At 35.9% G+C, this 19,442-nt stretch carries 17 protein-coding genes and 1 tRNA gene; 15 read left to right on the top strand and 3 right to left on the bottom strand.

The genetic code is table 11. The features are described from left to right. Position 1 precedes the first annotated feature (1 nt). Complete coding sequence (locus tag OZX59_RS08040; RefSeq protein WP_277125855.1) at positions 2 to 1,909, top strand: fructose-specific PTS transporter subunit EIIC; 1,908 nt, start codon at positions 2 to 4, stop codon at positions 1,907 to 1,909. 42 nt (positions 1,910 to 1,951) lie between these two features. Here the strand turns inward: OZX59_RS08040 and OZX59_RS08045 are convergent, their stop codons facing one another. Next, complete coding sequence (locus tag OZX59_RS08045; protein ID WP_277125856.1) at positions 1,952 to 2,665, bottom strand: GntR family transcriptional regulator; 714 nt, start codon at positions 2,663 to 2,665, stop codon at positions 1,952 to 1,954. 340 nt (positions 2,666 to 3,005) lie between these two features. Between OZX59_RS08045 and OZX59_RS08050 the strand changes: the two genes are divergently transcribed. The 6 genes from OZX59_RS08050 to OZX59_RS08075 all read left to right on the top strand — a co-directional run bounded on the left by OZX59_RS08050 (position 3,006) and on the right by OZX59_RS08075 (position 7,244). After that, positions 3,006 to 3,413 (top strand): PTS N-acetylglucosamine transporter subunit IIBC, encoded by a 408-nt coding sequence (locus OZX59_RS08050; protein ID WP_277125857.1) that lies wholly within the window; start codon positions 3,006 to 3,008, stop codon positions 3,411 to 3,413. Continuing rightward, entirely contained in the window at positions 3,406 to 3,894 is a 489-nt protein-coding gene (locus tag OZX59_RS08055; protein WP_277125858.1) for a PTS sugar transporter subunit IIB, read from the top strand. Before OZX59_RS08050 ends, OZX59_RS08055 begins: the two co-directional genes overlap by 8 nt. 23 nt (positions 3,895 to 3,917) lie before the next feature. Further along, the gene (locus OZX59_RS08060; RefSeq protein WP_277125859.1) at positions 3,918 to 4,667 is read left to right on the top strand and encodes a PTS sugar transporter subunit IIC; all 750 of its coding nucleotides are present in this window, start codon (positions 3,918 to 3,920) and stop codon (positions 4,665 to 4,667) included. Continuing rightward, positions 4,667 to 5,500 (top strand): PTS system mannose/fructose/sorbose family transporter subunit IID, encoded by an 834-nt coding sequence (locus tag OZX59_RS08065; RefSeq protein ID WP_277125860.1) that lies wholly within the window; start codon positions 4,667 to 4,669, stop codon positions 5,498 to 5,500. Before OZX59_RS08060 ends, OZX59_RS08065 begins: the two co-directional genes overlap by 1 nt. Positions 5,501 to 5,692: 192 nt before the next feature. Then, the gene (locus OZX59_RS08070; RefSeq protein ID WP_277125861.1) at positions 5,693 to 6,145 is read left to right on the top strand and encodes a hypothetical protein; all 453 of its coding nucleotides are present in this window, start codon (positions 5,693 to 5,695) and stop codon (positions 6,143 to 6,145) included. 1 nt (position 6,146) lies between these two features. Beyond that, complete coding sequence (locus tag OZX59_RS08075) at positions 6,147 to 7,244, top strand: SIS domain-containing protein (RefSeq protein WP_277125862.1); 1,098 nt, start codon at positions 6,147 to 6,149, stop codon at positions 7,242 to 7,244. Between the two features lie 189 nt (positions 7,245 to 7,433). On the opposite strand, the gene OZX59_RS08080 is transcribed toward OZX59_RS08075, so the two are convergent. After that, positions 7,434 to 8,018: an NAD(P)H-dependent oxidoreductase gene (locus OZX59_RS08080; protein WP_277125863.1), complete on the bottom strand. Its 585-nt coding sequence runs from the start codon at positions 8,016 to 8,018 to the stop codon at positions 7,434 to 7,436. A gap of 634 nt (positions 8,019 to 8,652) precedes the next feature. Here OZX59_RS08080 and OZX59_RS08085 point away from each other — a divergent pair. After that, a complete protein-coding gene (locus OZX59_RS08085) occupies positions 8,653 to 9,309 on the top strand; it encodes an SLAP domain-containing protein (protein ID WP_277125864.1) in 657 nt (218 codons plus the stop codon). 178 nt (positions 9,310 to 9,487) lie between these two features. Beyond that, a complete protein-coding gene (locus OZX59_RS08090; protein ID WP_277125865.1) occupies positions 9,488 to 10,543 on the top strand; it encodes an SEC10/PgrA surface exclusion domain-containing protein in 1,056 nt (351 codons plus the stop codon). Between the two features lie 49 nt (positions 10,544 to 10,592). On the opposite strand, the gene OZX59_RS08095 is transcribed toward OZX59_RS08090, so the two are convergent. Then, positions 10,593 to 11,402, bottom strand: coding sequence for a Cof-type HAD-IIB family hydrolase (locus OZX59_RS08095; protein WP_277125867.1), 810 nt, complete (start codon positions 11,400 to 11,402; stop codon positions 10,593 to 10,595). 66 nt (positions 11,403 to 11,468) lie between these two features. Between OZX59_RS08095 and OZX59_RS08100 the strand changes: the two genes are divergently transcribed. From OZX59_RS08100 to OZX59_RS08125, 6 genes are all read left to right on the top strand, one after another. After that, a complete protein-coding gene (locus tag OZX59_RS08100; RefSeq protein WP_277125868.1) occupies positions 11,469 to 11,984 on the top strand; it encodes a GNAT family N-acetyltransferase in 516 nt (171 codons plus the stop codon). 87 nt (positions 11,985 to 12,071) lie between these two features. Beyond that, positions 12,072 to 12,143: transfer RNA gene (locus OZX59_RS08105), tRNA-Gln, on the top strand. A 1,486-nt stretch (positions 12,144 to 13,629) separates the two neighbouring features. Then, positions 13,630 to 15,399 carry an SLAP domain-containing protein gene (locus tag OZX59_RS08110; protein ID WP_277125869.1) on the top strand — a complete coding sequence of 590 codons (1,770 nt, stop codon included), beginning with the start codon at positions 13,630 to 13,632 and terminating at the stop codon, positions 15,397 to 15,399. Between the two features lie 341 nt (positions 15,400 to 15,740). Continuing rightward, complete coding sequence (locus tag OZX59_RS08115) at positions 15,741 to 17,393, top strand: peptide ABC transporter substrate-binding protein (RefSeq protein ID WP_277125870.1); 1,653 nt, start codon at positions 15,741 to 15,743, stop codon at positions 17,391 to 17,393. A gap of 84 nt (positions 17,394 to 17,477) precedes the next feature. Continuing rightward, positions 17,478 to 18,410: an oligopeptide ABC transporter permease gene (opp3b, locus tag OZX59_RS08120; protein WP_277125871.1), complete on the top strand. Its 933-nt coding sequence runs from the start codon at positions 17,478 to 17,480 to the stop codon at positions 18,408 to 18,410. Then, entirely contained in the window at positions 18,411 to 19,430 is a 1,020-nt protein-coding gene (locus OZX59_RS08125; protein WP_277125872.1) for an ABC transporter permease, read from the top strand. Positions 19,431 to 19,442 lie beyond the last annotated feature (12 nt).

Below are 19,442 nucleotides of genomic sequence, written 5' to 3' on the forward strand. Positions count from 1 at the left end.
AATGGCTAAATATGATTTGGTTGGTGCGACTGGCTGTGCAACAGGAGTTGCCCACACCTTTATGGCTGAAGAAGCCTTAGAAAAAGCTGCCCAAAAGTTAGGCTATACCATTAAAATTGAGACTCACGGTCAAACGGGAGTTGAAAATAATTTATCTGATGAGGAAATTGCAGCGGCTAAGGCAGTAGTTATCGCATCTGATATTGATGTTGGAACAGATCGTTTTGCGGGTAAGAAGTTATTGGTCGTACCGGTAGCACGCGGAGTTAAAGAACCTGAAAACTTAATTAAACAGGCTTTAGAAGCACCGATTTATAAAGATGGACAGACGGCTACAAGCTCAGGTGACAGTAGCGCTGCTAGTGCAAAATTAGGTAATAAAATTTATACCTCTTTAATGAATGGTGTTTCTCATATGTTGCCATTTGTAGTTGCTGGTGGGGTTTTAATGGCTATTTCCTTTTTCTGGGGAATTAATTCAGCCGATCCCAAAAGTAGCGAATATAATCAATTTGCTGCGATGCTAAACACTGTCGGTAGTACGACAATGAACCTAATGGCACCAGTATTAGGCGCCTATATTGCTGAAGCATTGGCACAAAGAACTGGATTTGTAGTTGGCTTAGCTGCTGGTTTCATTACTTTTAATGGCGGAGGCGGATTTTTAGGCGCAATTGTTGGTGGGTACTTAGCAGCAATTGTTGTTTTAGGATTACAAAAATTACTTAAACCTTTGCCTGATGACAAGTTTAGGGGACTAAAATCAATTTTCCTATTACCAGTATTAGGAGTATTTATTGCCGGTGCAATTATGTTCTGGTTGAATACACCAATTAAGGCTCTTAATGTTGGCTTAATGGCGTGGTTAAAGGGCTTTGAAAATACTAATCCAGCACTTTTAGGAATTATTGTTGGCTTTATGTGTGCAGCCGACTTTGGTGGCCCGATTAATAAGGCAGCCTATGTTACGGGTACTGTATTACTGGCACAAGGAAACTACTACTTCATGGCGGGTGTTTCAGCTGCTTGTATTGCACCACCACTAGCAACTGGTTTTGCGGTTTTGTTCAATCCTAAAGCATATTCTAATAGTGAAAGAGCAGCCGGTTATGTTAACTTTTTATTAGGGTCAACTCATATTACTGAAGGTGCGATTCCTTTTGCTACTAAGCACCCATTGTGGAATATTCCAGCTTTTATGGTTGGTTCAGCTGTAGCATCAGTTTTGACTTACATTACTAAAATTACGGTTCCTGCACCGCATGGTGGTTTTATTGTTTTACCATTAGTAAACAAGCCACTTCTATGGGTATTGTGGATTTTAATTGGTGCCGTGATTTCTGGAATTTTGTTAGCATTAATTGCTGGTAGATTTGCTAAAAAAGAAGCAGCATTATCTGAAAATTTAACTGTTGTTAACGATACCACTACTCAAGTTTTAAATGAAAATGAAGAGTCACATGATCCTAATAGTATTCTGAATGTTAAGAATATTAAAGTTGGTGTTGATGTTAATAGTCGTGACGAAGCATTAAAATATTTAGCAAATATGGCCGTGGAAAACAACCTGGCTACCGATAGCGAAAAAGTTTTTGACAGTTACATCACTAGAGAAAAAGAGGGTTCAACAGGGATGACTGACGGCTTTGCTATTCCTCACGCTCAATCTGCTGTAATTAATAAGTCAGCTATGCTTGTGTTGAAATTAGAGCATCCAATTGATTGGCGGTCTTTAGATGGCAAGCAAACTGAAATAGTAATTTCTTTTCTAATTCCTCAAGTTGATAGTAATGAACATCTAAAATATTTGTCTAACACTGCCAAGTTATTAACGCATGAAGACTTTATTGCAGAATTAAAATCAGCTAAAACACCAGAAGAAATAAAAGCATTATTTGCAACAGAATAGTTCAAGCAAAAAGGAGCACTTCATTTCGAAGCTTGCTCCTTTTTAAATGTTAAAACGATAAGTATACAAGTTAGGATTGTAATAAGATGTAAACACGCCTAATGCTACCCTTTCACCATTAGTCAGAATTGTATCAGTGTTTTCTAGAGTCTTTAGTAAAAAATCTTCTTTCAAATTAAGCAGCTCTTGCTGCTTTTTTGTTGCTTTAATGGCTTTTATTTCTACAAAATTTTGAATCACCGGTAATTTTAACTTTTTTAAATAAGCATATAAAGAGTTATTTAAAAGGTCAAATTCCACATGCTTAACAATTTCAGCATTTAGATAATCATCAGTAATTGCGATTGGTTTTTGATTTCCGGTTCGCAACCGTTTGAAATGATGTAATTTACTGTAATTTTGCTCAGAGTCAAAATCGTTACTATCTAGATAATTTGAAGTATCCTCAACAAGTTCATAGGATAACAAAGTTGATCCTGGAGTCATTTCTTGTCGTTTTATGAACTCGGTAAAACTGACATCGTCATTGATTACGCGTAAAACATTCTTTGACTTTACAAATGTGCCTCTACCAGCTATGCGGGTGACATAGCCCTCTTTTTCAAGATTCTTGAGTGCTTTGTTCACAGTCATCCTACTATAGCCGTATTTTTCGCCAATTTCGACTTCGGGCGGTAATTGATCGCCAATATTTAATTTTCCTTTATTAATCTGATCGATATAAAAACGTTCAACTTGTTTGTATTTTGGTTCCATTGCATTCTCTTATTTTATATACTTTGTCATTTTCTATTAGAAATCACCATTTTAGATAATTATACCTTAAGTCAAAAATAAATTCTGAGGGAATATAAATATTACTGATAAATGTATATACCACAAATATAAAAGGCAAAAGACACATTGCTTCATATCAATTGTCACCGATATATAAATAAAAATAGCAGATATTTTTATAAAAATCGTTGCAAAATGTATATACATAGAGTAAAATTTATTTAAATTTAATGTTCACGCTAACATTTTAAGGACGTGTAGAACAGAATAATTTTTAAATAACACGGAATTTTGACATTGATTTAAAGGAAGTGAGCAAATGAGCGAATACATTATAGCTACTCATAGTTATTTAGCGGAAGGTTATCATAAGTCAATCAGTTTTTTTAATGATGCACTCACCAATGTGCACTATATAAATGCTTATGTAGACGGACAAAAAACGTTTACCGACCAGCTAAAAGAAAAAATAATTGATTTAAAGGGTAACCAGATAATTATTTTGACTGATTTACCTGGAGGTAGCGTTAATAAAGAAGCACTAGCTTTAATTAAAAAGTTTGATTGTAAAGTTATTAGTGGTATTAATCTTTCTCTGGTTTTAGAACTAGTAATGTCGGGTAAGGAAAGCCTAACTGATAAAGAAATTAATGCTGCAGTTAAACAATCAAGACAGCAAATTGTCTATATTAACGATTTATTGAAAGAAGATGACTTAGATGATTAGTTTAGTAAGAGCAGATGATCGATTGGTTCATGGTTTGGTGGCTGTGTCTTGGACCAATCAGCTGCATCCTGACATTTTATTAGTTGCCAATGATCATGCAGCTAATGATGCCATGTCAAAGATGACGATGAAGTTGGCTAAACCAGCAGGTGTCACTTTAGGAATTAAGGATTTGAAATCAGCAATAGCGATTTTAAATAATTCAAAATATGCTAATAAGAAGATTTTTGTTGTTACAGAAAATGTTCGTGATGCATTGACTCTAAAGGAAAGAGTTGAAAGACTTAAAAATGTCAATGTAGGTACAGCCGGTATTCATTATCAAGATGCTGTTGCAGTATTACCACAGGTAAAAATGACTGAAGACGAATTTGCATGTGCACAAAAGCTAGATCAGCAAGGTGTTGAAGTTTTTGCTCAGGTGAATCCCACAACTGAAAAATTGAACTTTTCAGGAATTAAAAAAGCTTTTAATAAATAATTTAGATGAAAGGAGTAATGTAAATGTTACAAGGGATCTTAGTTGCGCTAATCGGTGGATTAGCCTATATGGAAAGTCGAATTGGTGGGCAGCACATGCTAGATCGACCAATAATTATTGGTCCATTGGTTGGATTAGTGATGGGCGACTTCAATACTGGACTGGTTCTAGGAGGACAATTGGAACTCGTTTGGATGGGCTTAGTCGGCATTGGCACGACTACGCCACCTGATGTGGTTGTTGGTTCTGCATTGGCTACAGCTTTAGCGATAAAAACTGGAGCTAATTGGCAAACAACGTTAACATTGGCAGTTCCAATTGCTTTAATTGCGCAGATTATTCAAATTGCTATTGGCAGTTTTAATACTGTATTTACTCATTATGCTGATAGGCAAATAGAAAAGAAAAATTGGAAAGGAATTGCAATAGGAGAATGGGGCGGAGTAGCCATGTTCTTTTTGGCCAAGTTCGTCCCAATATTAGTTGGCTTTTTAGTTGGTACGCCAGTAATTAAACTGATAGTGAAATCTATTCCAAAGGTAATCCAGGACGGTTTGGCCCAATCAGGGAACTTGTTACCTGCTTTAGGGATTGCCATGTTAATGCAGTTAACTTATGACAAAAAATATGCACCATTTTTATTTTTAGGTTTTGCATTAGTTGCATTCTTGAAAGTTCCAATGATTGGCATCGCCATGTTTGGCTTTATAATCGCATATGTTTACTATCAATTTAAGCCGCAAGCAAATAATGACGAAGGAGAGTTACTATAATGGATAATGCAGTATCGGAGCAAAAATCAAAGAAAAAGCTGACTAAAAAAGATTTGCGCAGTGTTATGTGGCGTCACTATCAATTGTTAGGCTCGTTTAATTATGAAAGACAGATGGCTTTAGGCTATGCTTGGTCAATGACCCCTGTTTTAAAACGCTTGTATGGTGATGATGAGGAACAATTACAAAAGGGTTACCAGCGTCATTTAGAGTTCTTTAACTGTTCAGCTTCTGTTTCACCGATGATTCTTGGAATTAGTTGTGCAATGGAAGAGCAAAATGCTAATTCTGAAGATTTTGATGCAAGTTCTATTAATTCGGTTAAATCTGCATTAATGGGTCCCTTAGCAGGTATCGGTGACTCCATGTTTTGGGGAACACTGCGAGTTATTGGTGTTGGTATTGGGGCCCCACTGGCTATTAAAGGCAGTATTCTAGGACCAATTTTATATTTCTTGATTAACGTGATTCCTAGTGAATTGCTGCGTTGGTTTGGCTTTAAATTGTCATATGAAGGTGGAAATAAATTTTTGGCTAAAGCCAGTGAAGACGGGACTCTAGAAAAGTTGACTGAAGCAGCTAAGATATTGGGCTTGGTGGTTATTGGTGCAATGATAGCGTCGATGGTGATTATCAAGGTGCCGATGGTACTGAAATTTGGTGGTACCAAAATCAAAGTTCAAGAGACACTGGATTCATTATTGCCTGATTTATTACCTCTATTGTTAACATTTGGTTGTTATGGCTTGTTGCAGAAAAAGGTGAACGGAACAGTTATTTTGATTGGTTTGATTATTTTAGGCATATTAGCTGTAGCTGTTGGTTTGTTATAGTTTATGCAACCAGTAATTATTGTAATTTTATTGTTCGGTGCAGTATTTTTAAGTTGGCTAGCGCAATCACAATTAAATAAAAAATTAACGACTAAACTGTTAAAGTACGAAAAAAGTGGAGATCAAAAATCATATTTTAATTTGCTTAAGTCGCCTATTACAACTATTTGTTTGTCAAAAAGAACCAGACTATTGCTAACTTTAGATTACTATTTGGCTTATGAGGATCGAAAAGGGATTAATAAAGTGGTACTGCAACTAGTTGATCAACCGGTAAATCTTGTTAAAGACAAAGATACTTTGATTTATTTAATGCGTTCATACCTATATTTTCTTGAAAATAAGGATCTGGCGATGGTAGAGCAATTAGAAGTTTTTATTTTAGATAATTGTGAATTGTCTGAAGTAAAGTCGGAAATTAATATACTGCATCAGGTATATTTAGCACCTAGTGAACAATTAATTACTCAATTAGAAGAACAGCTTAAGTCGACTGATCGGCCTGAACAAAAATTAATAATCTATCAACGTTTAAACTTGGTAGCTGAGCAATTGGGTAATGAACAACAAGCCGAAAAATATCTTACTAGAATGCAAGAACTAGCTAAAAATAACATAAAATTAGAAAAAATGGAGGATTTTTAAAATGACAAAACTTACAATGATGGGCCATGTTGAGGATACTGCAAGGGTGTTACAAAGAGCCTTTGATGAACGAAATGATTATGGTAAGGAATTTATTGATTTCTGGCTAAAGAATGATTTTAAGAAAGTGATCTTTACAGGTTCTGGAACATCTTATAATGCTATGCGGGTAGTTCGAAATATGTTTGTCAAATTGCTAAAAGTTGAAGGTGTGGCAATTGAACCTAATGTCTTCACTTATTCTGAAAGTATTAATCCAAGCAGTGTATTTAGGGATGACCAAATTTTAGTTGTTGGATTATCACAACATGGAGATAGTTATTCAACGTGTGATGCATTGAAGCATGCACAAGAATTAGGCTATGCTACTGTTGGAATTTCTGAACAACTGGGATCTGCTATTACTAAGATTGCTGATCACTATATCCATTTAGTTTGTGAAGAAGAACAAGTAGGCCCTGAAACTCGCGGTTATACAGAAACTTTATTGCAATTTTATTTGTTAGCAGTTGAAATTGCACATAAAGAAGATTTAATTGGTCAAAATAAATATCAAAAGTTGCTTGATGATGCACAAAAATTAGTTGAGGATTTCCCAACTGTAGTCAAGGAAAGTACAGCCTGGTTTGAAAAACATCAAGATGAACTAGTTAAAATGGATAAGTCTTCAATTGCAGGATTTGGGTATAATTATCCAACCGCTCAAGAAGCAAGGTTGAAGTTCTTTGAAACTTTTGGACGTCAAAGTTCAGCCTATGAACAAGAAGAACAACTGCATGGGCCATTACGTGCCTACGACAAGAATAACTATATCTTCTTGATTGGTGGTAACGCTGGTGCTGAGTTTGATAGAATGGTTGATGTTGCTGCATATTATCGTAGAGCATATGGTGAACATGTTTTTGTGATTTCTGCAGAAGATTTTCCTGTTACTGACAGAGATTTGAAGTTTAGTGTTAAGACTAGTGATATTTTATCGCCAATATTTTATGTGGTTCCGTTCCAAGTTTTATCGGCAAAATTATGTGAAAAAGTTGGAATTGATACAAGTGTTAGTCCTGTAACCGATAAATCGATTTCTGGGCATATGGAAGCTTAGCAATAAGAGGTTTATCTAATAAAAAGCTTTGTAATTATTTAGAATTGCAAAGCTTTTTTGTGTTATTATGTTTGTCGATCATCTGGCTTTTACTGTTTCTGTTGCAAAAATATGATTCTACCGATGCTAGTTGGAAAATTAGTTGCTAGTTTTAGTGTTGTTAATTGAACAAAAGAAAGTCTAGAATTTTTATTTAAACCGATAGCCTTCAATCTTATCTAAATACTGTTTACGTCTGGCGTAACTTGAATTAGTGATTTTGCCAAAGTGTAGCCAGTGACGCCCGCGCATCCCTAATTGGCGCAAAGTCTGATTGATGAATACTTTTTTAATGGCGTTTCCGGCAAAAAAACGTAAATAAAATTTTGGGGAGGTTGACGTTGTCAATACGTAAGCATGTTTGACGTTATTCAGTTTGCCATGAATTCCAGTAGAACTGACGGTATGTGAAAGTCCTTCTCCTTCTTTCATTACTTTATCGATAAAGCCCTTGAGCATAGCGGGGATACTGTTCCACCAAAGTGGTGTAATGAAAATTACAGTTGAAGCAGTTTGAATTAAGGTCAAATATTTTTTGACTAGTGGATCATGAGTACCACCTTCATGAAACAAGCGTAATTCTTCTTGATCATAAATCGGATTAAATCCTTCATTATATAAGTCAATTATTTGGTAGTTTCGTTTTTGGTTAGTTAAGGCAACCGTAACCTTAGTCAAGATTGCATGATTAAAACTTTTTTCATAAGGGTGACAATAGACGATTAGTGTATCCAATTTGGGGTACCTCTGTTATTAGTATTAATGAATTATCATTTTATCCTTTTTACCATAGTTATCTGCTTGGTGCAAATAAACTCTATAATAAAAAAACTGCCTTATCACTAAGACAGCTCAACTAGAAATTATTCTGCACATTTCTTGGCATCATTCATTGCTTGCATGATTGATGGATTTTTTGAATGACAATCTTTAATCATTTGAAGATCTGCTTCTTCCAAGGTAACGGTATATTTAGTCATAATTTGTTCCTTTCTTTAAAAAAATCTATGTTAACTATAGCACTTTTAACTTAAGCAAGAATAGTATTTTTGCATTTATGTTGCAAATAATCTTTTTAATACAACGGTTAAGCAGCTACGTAATGGCTTTCTTGCTAGTAGCAAGTACTAACTGAAGGATAATGCTTAAGCCATTTTCGCACTGACAAATGGCAGTTTGAAATATATTACAAATGTTACAGAAAACAGTTCTTAGGTAACCTTTTTTTAAAGGTTGAGTGATAGTTCTGTTATGCTTCTGACACGTTAGCACTGTACTATATAAACAATCAAATTAATTAGTATCGTTTTACAATAATTAATTTGAGAAAGGAATAGATATAGAATTTTTTTATTAAGGAGATAATTTTTTGAAGGTAAAATCCATCTTAGTTAAGTCGGCAGCAGTAGCGGCCTTGTCAATTTCAAGTGTAGCGTTAATGAACAGTACCAAAGCTGATACGGTTCAAGCTGCCACAGTTGAGAATGATGCTACAGTTGTAACCGTGAATTATGTTGATGGCAATTCAATAAATGTTTGGAATAGTTATGATAATCCTGTAGCTACTGGACAAGTTTTACCAAGTAATTCTTCTTGGAAAGTCATTAAAACCGCTTATGATGCTAATGGCGAAAAGTGGTATGACTTGGGTAAGAATCAATGGGTTAGAGCTAAGTTTGTTAATCCAGGTAATACACCTGCAGATTCGGCTCAATCAGAGCAAACAAGTACTGCAACTAGTGAAAATACAGTAGATACGACCTCGAATTCTACTACTCAAAGTTATGTAGCAACTACTACTGATTCGGATTCCAGCGCTAAGGCTTGGATTGCTAATCGGGAATCAGGTGGCTCATACAGTGCACAAAATGGCCAATACATTGGCAAATATCAACTTTCTGCTTCATACCTTAATGGTGATTATTCAGCTGCTAACCAAGAGCGCGTAGCTGATAATTATGTTTCAAGTCGCTATGGTTCATGGGCAGCTGCTAAAGCCTTTTGGCAAGCAAATGGTTGGTACTAAAACAAAACATTAAAATCAAATAAATATGTAATACCCCAAATAACAAGCGCTAGTTAAAAATAGTGCTTGTTTTTTAATTTAGTGAATGTTTGTAAATCACTTAATTGCAATTGGAGTCGGTGGGCTTTAAAATAACGAGTAAGCTTGTTGAATTAAGGCGCTATTCTTGAGGAAAATGATGAAGAAAAAGAAATTGGTAATTGCTGTAATTAGTGGATTCATGATGCTGGTGGGATTTGGTATTAAAGAAGCTAGTGAGCTGCTAGCTGTCCAAGCAGCAACGGTAAAGGGCTATATTAAGGTTAAGCATCATCAAAGAGTCAGGCTGTATCATTTATCGGGTAAACACTCCAATTACTATGCCTTAGCAAAATATCGTTATCCATATAGCAAGAAAGGTAAAATCGGTCGTAAAAAACTGGTTGCCTATAAAATTGGAAACAACTCGCATTGGATTTTGGCTAAAGATGTTAAGCTAAGCAAGCCAGCAGCTAAATATCAGCAAGCTAAACTAAAATTGCCCAAGGGTTATACTAAAAAGGCATTGTTACAAGCATATCAAGGAAAGCCAAGTAAGGCTTTCGTGACTGCTTCAATGCAGGGAATGCAAGATAATAACTTTAGTAGGGGTAAAAAAAGTGAGAATAAGCGAGATGAGCAGGAACAAGTTGACTTAACTAATGTGTCGCAAACTCAACTAACTGAGCTAACTTCATTTAGTTTACGGTTAATTAATAATGCGCGAAAAGATTTAGCTTTAAAGCCATGGGTGAATAGTTCAGGCACGCAAAAACTCGCGCAAGATATCGCTAAAGAATATAGCGATCATCGACAAACGATTGCTAATGGACATTATGTTGCTGGGATTGTAAGTGCTAGTCAGGCTAATGGGTTAAATCTTAACGATAATTATGTTGAAGATATGGCTGGCTTTTATCATCAGTCGTCAATAATGACAATGGCGCAATTGAAGCAAAATATCTATTTTGGATTGAAACAAATGATTTTTGGTTATGTTGGTAGCGGCGAAGCTGATCGGAATAATCGCAGCCTTTATCAAGAATGGCAACATGCGGGTGATCTCTTTAATATCCAAGGTAGCATCCATGATCGTGACTATAATTATTTTGGCTTCAGTATCTCGCAGACTGAAAATATTTGTTCTTTACATTACATAAGTGTTCCGACGTATATAGTTAAAAGTGAAAAGTACAATCAAGGGTTTAAGCCGTAAATTTAAACAACACAAAAAGGACAATCTTAGCTAGACTGTCCTTTTTTAATTAAAATACAAATTTGTCAAAAGCCTGACTAATACCATCATCATCATTGGTAGCAGTAATATAGTCTGCCGATTCTTTAGCTGCTTGACTGCCATTTCCCATACAGACGCTAGTTCCAGCAAAATCAAACATTGGAATATCGTTTCGTTCGTCGCCGATTGCCATTACTTCATCAGCTTTAATTCCTAGGGATTGGCTTAATTCGCTCAATCCATTGCCCTTGTTGACCTTAGGATTGAGGAGCTCGATAAAGTGGGGATCTGAACGGATAACATATAATTCGGAACTAAATGCCTGTTTGATTGCCTCTTCCCATTGGTCAAGTAGTTCAGGTGTTCCAACAAAACATCCTTTAGCTGCTTGAAAGTCTGCAGGTAACTCATCGGGTGTACGGACATACAACGGAGCAGTATTTTCATAAGCCTGCAGATAAACGACATAGTCAATGTTATGATCAGCAGTGATAATGTTAGAATTTTCATCAACTACATTAAACGGAAGTTGATTTGCTAAGCTAAATGCGGTTATTTTGCGATATAATTGGTTAGAAACTAGATCCTTGGTAATGATTTGTTTATTAGTAGTCATTGAGATTGCACCGTTTAGAGTAACAACATACTGGTCACTGCCAGTAATTCCTAGTTCAGTCAGATAGGGAGCTAGCCCTGCAATTGGTCGACCAGAACACAAGACTACTTTAATGTTTTGCTTAAGCGCACGCTCAACTGCAGCTTTAGTACTCGGCAAAATCTTACTATTTGACGTTAGCAAGGTGCCATCGGTGTCGAGTGCAATTAATTTAATTCCCATAGAGATTCTCCTTGTGATTTTTTGAATAGTCTTATTATAACAGAATAGGAGTTAGGAAACTTAAAAGTGTTAGTTTATATACGCAAAGCAGTTAAGGAAGATTTACCTGCTATTATAAAAATTATCGATAATGCAAAGCAGTTACTAAAAGAGGATGGCAGTCCGCAATGGCAAGATGGGCGGCCTAACCAGGCAATGTTTGAGCAGGACATTGCCTTAAAGCGGGCATATGTCTTAGTCGTCAAACAAAAGATTGCGGGAGTGGCTGTTTTGCAAACGACACCCGATTCTAGCTATGCCAAAATTACTGGAAAATGGCATAATAATCAATCTCCGTATGCCACAATCCATCGAATTGCAATTGATTCTGAGTTTCGCGGTCAGCATTTAGGTCAAACGTTCATTTCTAATCTGCTTTCATGTGCAATTGCGCTGGGGTTTAGTAATTTTCGGATAGATACGCATGCTTTAAATAAGCGTATGCAAGCATTAATTGAGTCGATGGGTTATCAATACTGTGGTATTGTTCAAGTTGATCAAACTGAAGATGGTGCTAGATATGCTTATGAGCTAAATCTTTAACAGTAAAAAGATTTAATTTATGCTTGACTTGGAAAACCTAATTCTCTATACTATTAATGTTGAGTGACAAGTAAAAGCTCAAATGTTTGGGTTATAGCCAAGCGGTAAGGCACTAGTTTTTGGTACTAGTATGCGCTGGTTCGAATCCAGCTAACCCAATTAAAGTAATCAGTCTTAATGTCAATTAGCGTCAGGCGTTGGTGTTAAGGCTTTTTTGTTAAATAGAATTAGATGAAATTAGCTGTAATTATATAAATCGGTGCAAAGTTTTTGCTTATAAGTGTCATTTTAAAAGTGTTTAATTCCGCCGGCGGATATTTATGGTGCATTTTTTGCATTTCACGGTTAGCAAAATCTTAATATCCGAAATTGTCTTAAAAAGATTTTCTCTTTTTAGGGGGTCGCATTTGTCGTATTTTCCATTTTTAGGGACTCGGATTTCTCGTAATTATAAAAGAAAAACTACTCTAAAGGTAGTAAGTTTTTTTGACTTGGGGTCGCGATTTACGACTCCATTAAGTTGGCCCTACCGAATAATTTAGTCGTATTTTGCGACGGTATTAAAAAATCCTCTGCGTAAACAGAGGATCGTTTTAATGACTGCCTAAAGTAACCAGCTTTAGGGCTTTTTGAGGTTCAGCCTCATTGATATCATTCACTATCATTCTACAATATTTTAAGTCATTGTCAATAAATAAAATTCTGGTAAAATGACTAATGGAATTATCTGAAACTTAACCACTCTCAATTATGGTAATTCTAGGAGATGAATGCCTCTATGGTATCATTCGTTTTGGGTCTAGTATCAGGTATACTAGCTAACTTAATTTCTTCATGGCTGTATGACCATTTCAAGAAATAGCCCGATGTTTAAAAGAGAGCGTGTGGACAATACCACTGCTCACTTTTTATTATAACAGGTTTAATTAGCTGAGGTACCAAAATTGTATTTCAGGGATGTTAACCATTACCCTGAATTAGAGGAGCGATTTTATCTAAGGTCGTGTTTGTGACAGTATTAAAAAATCCTCTGCGTAAACAGAGGATCATTTTAATGACTGCCTAAAGTAACCAACTTTAGGACTTTGGAGATTTACCCCAATGTCAACATTTATATTTATATTGTATGAGCAACTATCTGTATTGTCAATGTATAAAATTCTGGTAAAATGACAAATGGAATTATCTAAGACTTAACCAATCTTAATTATGATAATTCTAAGGAGATGAACTCCTGTGTTAACATTTATAATTGGTCTAGTATCTGGCATACTAGCCAATGTTATTGCTGACATGATTGTTGATTATATTAGACGTCATTATAAGCAATAATTTTTTAAAAGGGGAGCGTGTGGACAATACTACTGCTCTCTTTTTAATTATAGCATTTTTGTTATAAAAGCTAGTTTATTTGAATCATAAAACAAATACGAATTTAATTATGACTAGAAAGAACTCCGTTAAAATTATTTTATTTGACAGTGTTTTAGTATTCATCATGCTTACATGAGAATCAATCAGGTAGAATTTGTTATTCAACTTGTACTTAGCAAAAAACTTGATATAATTCATCGGGTCTTACTATTTTTAATATTCCTGGAGGTAAATAAAAATTAATTTTACTAAATACAGCAAGACCAACAAGATGTCGAAGATTACACGTCAAGCATTATTTGGCGTTGCAATGGTTAGCAGTGTGGCAAGTGTCGCTTTAATCAGTAGTGAGGTCAAAGCGACTTCTGTTTTAGCAAATAAAAATTCTGCTGTTCAAGATAAAGTAGTGCAGGATGGGCAGGCCACGTTAAGCTATGATGCCCAAAAGCAGACACTAACAATTAGTGCTACTGCCAAGGGTAACGAGCTTTCTGGCAATTCATTAAGTAAGCTTTTAGGGACTGAAATTGCTAAATCGATTCAAGAAATTGTGATTAAGGACAAAATTTCTTTAGTTGATCCTGAACAGACTTCAGTAAAAGGACGAGGTTTGCTAGACGATTTAATTGATCAAATTAATCAAAACAGTCCTCACAGTGCAGCCAAGATCAGCCAAGGTAAATTTGGTGGGTTGACCAGTCTCAGAACAATTAGTGGTACCGATCGGCTAGATACTAGTCAAATGACAGATATGAGTTATCTTTTTGCTGGTGCAACGAAACTGGAAAAGCTCGACTTAGCTAGTTTTAATACCAGTAATGTTACTGATATGAAATATATGTTCTATAATGATGCTAGTTTGAAATCACTTAATGTGGGAAGCTTTGATACTAGCAAGGTTACTAACTTTACCGCGATGTTTAGCGATAATAGTGGGTTGACTGACCTAGATATTAGTAATTTTGTAACTGATCAAGCACTAGGTAAGATGGATAGGATGCTTTGGGAAACGGGCAATAAAGGGCGATTTGTTCTAACTTTAGGTCGGACTAAATTTGATACCAATACTGGCATTGCAACGATGGCGACGGGGATTAAAGCCGTAGGTACTGGGACTCCAACCTTGCCAAGTGGCAGTTCGTATACAACTGATGAATTACAAGCTTTATATGGTGGTGATTTAGCTCAAGTTCCTGTTAAGGAGAGTTATATCATTACTCGTTTATTAGATAATGAGCGCTATCAAGCTTCAGGCAAAAGAATTACTGTTACAACTGGACAATCAAAGATAAATGAAGCTGTAGACGAGATTGTTGGCTTTGTTGATATAACGGATAATTCGCTCAAGACCACAGAGGAATTAAAAGGATTAGTCGACTATACTCATAATGGTAATAATACAATTGTTGAAGTGAGTTGGATTCCTAATAAAGCAATGACTAAAGACTACCAGTTAGTTGATGGCGGGGCTGTTGTGGATTTAGCAGGTAATCTAGATCCTGATATAAAAGAAGCTACTGCCGATCAGTTGGGCAATGCCGTTATTAAAATTAGCTACGGTGATGGCACTAAGAAGAACTTACCGATTATGATTGCTAAAACTGATCCGGTCCAAGTTCCTGTTCCAGAACCACCAACTCCAGCTGAACCAGAAACTCCTACTCCTGACAAGCCGCTTCCTGTTGCTACTGAGAAAAAACTGAAGCATAATGCCTACGTTTATAACCAACACGGAAAACGGATTGGTAAGAAGGTAATTAGGAAGAATCAATCTGTTATGGTTTTAGGTACTAAGACTATTAATGGAAAAAAATACTACACTTTAGGCAATGACCAGTATCTTCGAGTAAGTAATTTTGCTGGTATTGAAGCCAGGCTAACCCATAATGCTTATATTTATGACCAAAACGGTAAAAGGCTAGGTAAAAAAGTACTACGGAAAAAATCCCTAGTCAAAACTTATGGCACCAAGACCATTAAGAATAAAAAATATGGGATATTAAGCCATGGTGGTTATGTTAAATTAAGTAACTTTAAGTAAGTTATTTTGTTAATTAAATTAAGAAAAACCTCAAATTTAGGACAACTAAGTTTGTGGTTTTTTGTTTAAATTAAAAAATCAACTGTTATTTTTAATTGAAAATATTTTAGCTATTTAAAGTAGTATTGATAACGTGATTTTTAAGCCAAAAGCAAATAATTATTGATATTATAGTATTTTCACCACCGTATAATTTACAATGATATCCAAAAATAAACAATATTTTCAGAAAGTCCCTCTATAATTGTGTTACATTTTCATATAAAACATATTTACTTTTAATGTACAACAATGTAAACTATAACAAAAGTATTAGAATATAGATTGAGGGAGAGTTATAAATGAAAGTTAAAAAATTGCTTGCTCTGGGAGCAACAGCTTTACTGAGTACTTTTGTGTTAGCTGGTTGCGGCAATAAGAGCAGCGACTCGTCAAAATCAAAGGCACCGTCAAGTACGGTTAAGATCATGACCAAGGATGTCATTGCAACAATGGATTCATCTTTGAATACTGATGTAATTGGTTCACAGGCTGCGACTAATACCATGGAAGGATTATATCGTTATGAAGGTAAGACTGTTAAGCCGGGAATTGCTACTAAGGTAGTTAAGCCAACTAATAATGGTTTGACTTATACTTTTCCATTGCGTAATACCAAATGGAGCAACGGTGATCCAGTGACAGCTGACGATTTTGTTTTTGCATGGCGGCGCACGGTTGACCCTAAGACTAAGTCACAATATGCTTATATTTATGAAGGGATTGCTAATGCTAAAGACATTACTGCTGGTAAGAAGTCAGCTAAGACTTTAGGAGTTAAGGCAGTAGACAAGCATACTTTGCAAGTTACTTTAGAAAAGCCAATTCCATACTTCAATAAGTTAATGACCTGTGCCTTCTACTTCCCACAGAATCAAAAAGTAGTAGAAAAATGGGGTAAGAAATACGGTACTAATTCTAAGACCTTGGTCTTTAACGGACCTTACAAGTTAGTTAACTGGGATGGTCCAGATAATACTTGGAATGAAGTTAAGAACAAGGACTATTGGAATGCTAAGAACGTTAAAGTTAAGAAATTACAATATCAAGTTGTTAAAGATCCAACGACTGCTCTGAACTTATATCAATCTAACAAGTTAGATGATGTCATCATTACTGGTGATAATGCTAAGCAGATGCGTGGTTCAAAAGGTTACAATTCACGAAAAATGAATTCAACTTTCTATATCGCACCAAATTTGAAGAGACAACCACTCTTTAAGAATAAAAAGATCCGTCAGGCAATTTCGCTATCAATCAATCGTCCGCAAATGACTAAGAAGGTCTTAGGAGACGGTAGTCAACCTGCTGATTCGTTTATGCCAAGAAACATGGCGACTAATCCAACAGATAAGTCAAAAGACTTTGTTGATGAAACTAAGGCTAGTGCAGCTGAATATGCTAAATATGATCCTAAAGAAGCTAAAAAGCTATGGAAGCAAGGTTTAGCTGAAACTGGTAATACTGGCAAAAAATTTAATTTTGCTATGTTAGGTGATGATACAGATGCTGCTAAGAAGCTCGATGAGTTTTTGCAAAATCAATTAGAAGAACTACCAGGACTGAAGGTTACTCTTAATAATGTTCCATTTAAGACTCGTTTAAGTCGTTCAGACAGTGGCGACTTTGATATGGTAGTGACCGCTTGGAATGCTGACTTCCCAGATCCAATTAACTTCTTAACATTAATGACGTCAAAGGCTAGTTACAATTTTGGTAAATGGAAGAATTCTAAGTTTGATGATTTAGTTGACAAGAGCATGATGCAAGATGCTAATGATCCAAGTAAACGTTGGCAAGATATGAAGGAAGCTCAAGATGTTCTGAATAAGGAACAGGGTGTCGTACCACTTTATCAAGTAGGTGAAGCACATATGACCAAGTCAAAGGTTAAGAACATGACCTTATCACCAAATGGTAGTTATAACATGGTTTCAGTGCGAGTTAACAAATAAATAAAAAATGTTAAAACGAAAGCGGAGTTATCAGTTAATTCTGGACTTCGTTTTTGTTTTATTTGATAAGGAGTTGGCTAACAAATGTGGAAATATGTTTTAAAACGCCTCGGCTACATGATTTTAACTTTGTTTATTGTGGCAAGTGTCACTTTCTTTATGATGAAATTAATGCCAGGGACACCATTTTCTAATCAAGAAAAATTATCGGCAGCCCAATTAAAAATCATGAATGACCAGTACGGTTTAAATAAACCGGTTTGGGAACAATATTTAATCTACTTAGGTAATATGTTGCATGGAGATTTTGGGACTTCTTTCCAATTTAATAACCAACCGGTACTGCAATTAATTATTTCAAGATTAAAACCATCGCTGCTAATTGGGTCCCAGGCAATGATTCTGGGTTCAATCTTAGGAATTCTGTTAGGAGCAGTTGCGGCAATTAATAAAAATAATTGGATTGATACACTGGCAACCTTTGTCTCGATTGTGGGGATTTCTGTTCCCAGCTTTGTGTTAGGAGTTTTACTACAATTTTTCCTAGCTTTCAAATGGCATATGTTTCCGATTGCCCTTTGGAACGGTTGGGAATCCAGCATTTTACCATCACTTGCTCTGGCGGTATCGCCACTTGCTCAGACGGCGCGGTTTATGCGTACAGAAATGGTTGATGTGTTGAATAGCGATTATATTGAGTTGTCTAAGGCTAAGGGAAATACGCGTTGGCAGACTGTGGTCAAGCACACGCTACGCAATTCGTTAATCCCTGTAATTACGATTTTGGGACCACTAACTGCCAGTATTTTAACTGGTTCTATGGTAGTCGAAAATATCTTTTCGATCCCAGGAATCGGGGAACAGTTTGTTAAGTCGATCATGACCAACGATTATCCGACGATCATGGGGCTGACAATTTTCTATGCATTATTATTCATGATCATGCTGTTAATTACTGATATTTTATACGGCATTATTGATCCACGGATTAGATTGACTGATAAGGAGGATAATTAAATGGAAGATGTAAAGATTACAGCCGAAAGTTTTGAAAAAATTGCTGGTGATCAATCTGCTAATCAGGAAAAAATCAGCGCTCCATCTTTAACCTTCTTTCAAGATGCTGTTCGCCGCTTACGTAAAAATAAGGTGGCAGTAGTTTCATTTTTTGTCTTATTAATTATTGCAGTGGTGGCTTTTTGCTCACCAATTTTGGCTCCAAATGATCCTAATACTCAGAATGCAGATTACGCTAATTTGCCGCCGCGGATTGCTAATACTAATATTCCCGGTTTTCGCGGTGAAATTAAAAATGCGGCAGGAATCATAACGCATCCTTATGAGACTAATAATGTTCCTAAAAATCGGACTTATCTACTAGGAACAGACTATTTAGGTCGGGATCTGTTTTCGCGGGTATTATATGGAACTAGATTATCGCTAATTATTGCTTTTGTTGCAACATTGGTTGACTTACTAATTGGGCTGCCCTATGGAATCATTTCTGGCTGGAAAGGTGGAAAAGTTGACACCTTTATGCAGCGGATTATTGAAATCATTTCATCGGTACCCAACTTAATTGTGGTAATTTTATTGCTCTTGGTCTTAAAGCCTGGGTTATCATCAATTATTATCGCGATTGCATTTAGTAGCTGGGTAACAATGGCAAGGTTAATTCGAGCGCAAACGTTGCAACTCAAGGAACAAGAGTATGTTTTGGCTTCATTAACGCTTGGAGAGTCTTCATTTAAGATTGCGCTAAAGCATTTGATACCGAATCTTTCCTCAACTATTATTATTCAAACGATGTTTTCGATTCCTAACGCGATCTTTTTTGAAGCCTTCTTAAGCTTCATTGGGATCGGGATTCCTGCACCTAACGCGTCTTTAGGGACGTTATTATCTGATGGACAAAAGGCCTTTCGCTTTTTACCTTATCAAATGTGGTATCCAGCAATCGTGTTATGTGTCTTAATGATTGCGTTTAACCTCTTTGCTGATGGTTTGCGTGATGCATTTGATCCAAAATCTGAATAGGGAGGCGTTAGT

The sequence above is a fragment of the Lactobacillus sp. ESL0681 genome (assembly GCF_029392835.1).
Lineage (GTDB): Bacteria > Bacillota > Bacilli > Lactobacillales > Lactobacillaceae > Lactobacillus.

Excerpts from the sequence above, each read along its gene's own strand:
- OZX59_RS08110 (WP_277125869.1), top strand. The coding sequence starts at position 13,630 with ATGTCGAAGATTACACGTCAAGCATTATTTGGCGTTGCAATGGTTAGC.
- OZX59_RS08040 (WP_277125855.1), top strand. The coding sequence starts at position 2 with ATGGCTAAATATGATTTGGTTGGTGCGACTGGCTGTGCAACAGGAGTT.
- OZX59_RS08095 (WP_277125867.1), bottom strand. The coding sequence starts at position 11,402 with ATGGGAATTAAATTAATTGCACTCGACACCGATGGCACCTTGCTAACG.
- OZX59_RS08125 (WP_277125872.1), top strand. The coding sequence starts at position 18,411 with ATGGAAGATGTAAAGATTACAGCCGAAAGTTTTGAAAAAATTGCTGGT.
- OZX59_RS08060 (WP_277125859.1), top strand. The coding sequence starts at position 3,918 with ATGTTACAAGGGATCTTAGTTGCGCTAATCGGTGGATTAGCCTATATG.
- OZX59_RS08115 (WP_277125870.1), top strand. The coding sequence starts at position 15,741 with ATGAAAGTTAAAAAATTGCTTGCTCTGGGAGCAACAGCTTTACTGAGT.
- OZX59_RS08045 (WP_277125856.1), bottom strand. The coding sequence starts at position 2,665 with ATGGAACCAAAATACAAACAAGTTGAACGTTTTTATATCGATCAGATT.
- OZX59_RS08055 (WP_277125858.1), top strand. The coding sequence starts at position 3,406 with ATGATTAGTTTAGTAAGAGCAGATGATCGATTGGTTCATGGTTTGGTG.
- OZX59_RS08065 (WP_277125860.1), top strand. The coding sequence starts at position 4,667 with ATGGATAATGCAGTATCGGAGCAAAAATCAAAGAAAAAGCTGACTAAA.
- OZX59_RS08050 (WP_277125857.1), top strand. The coding sequence starts at position 3,006 with ATGAGCGAATACATTATAGCTACTCATAGTTATTTAGCGGAAGGTTAT.
- OZX59_RS08075 (WP_277125862.1), top strand. The coding sequence starts at position 6,147 with ATGACAAAACTTACAATGATGGGCCATGTTGAGGATACTGCAAGGGTG.
- OZX59_RS08090 (WP_277125865.1), top strand. The coding sequence starts at position 9,488 with ATGAAGAAAAAGAAATTGGTAATTGCTGTAATTAGTGGATTCATGATG.
- opp3b (WP_277125871.1), top strand. The coding sequence starts at position 17,478 with ATGTGGAAATATGTTTTAAAACGCCTCGGCTACATGATTTTAACTTTG.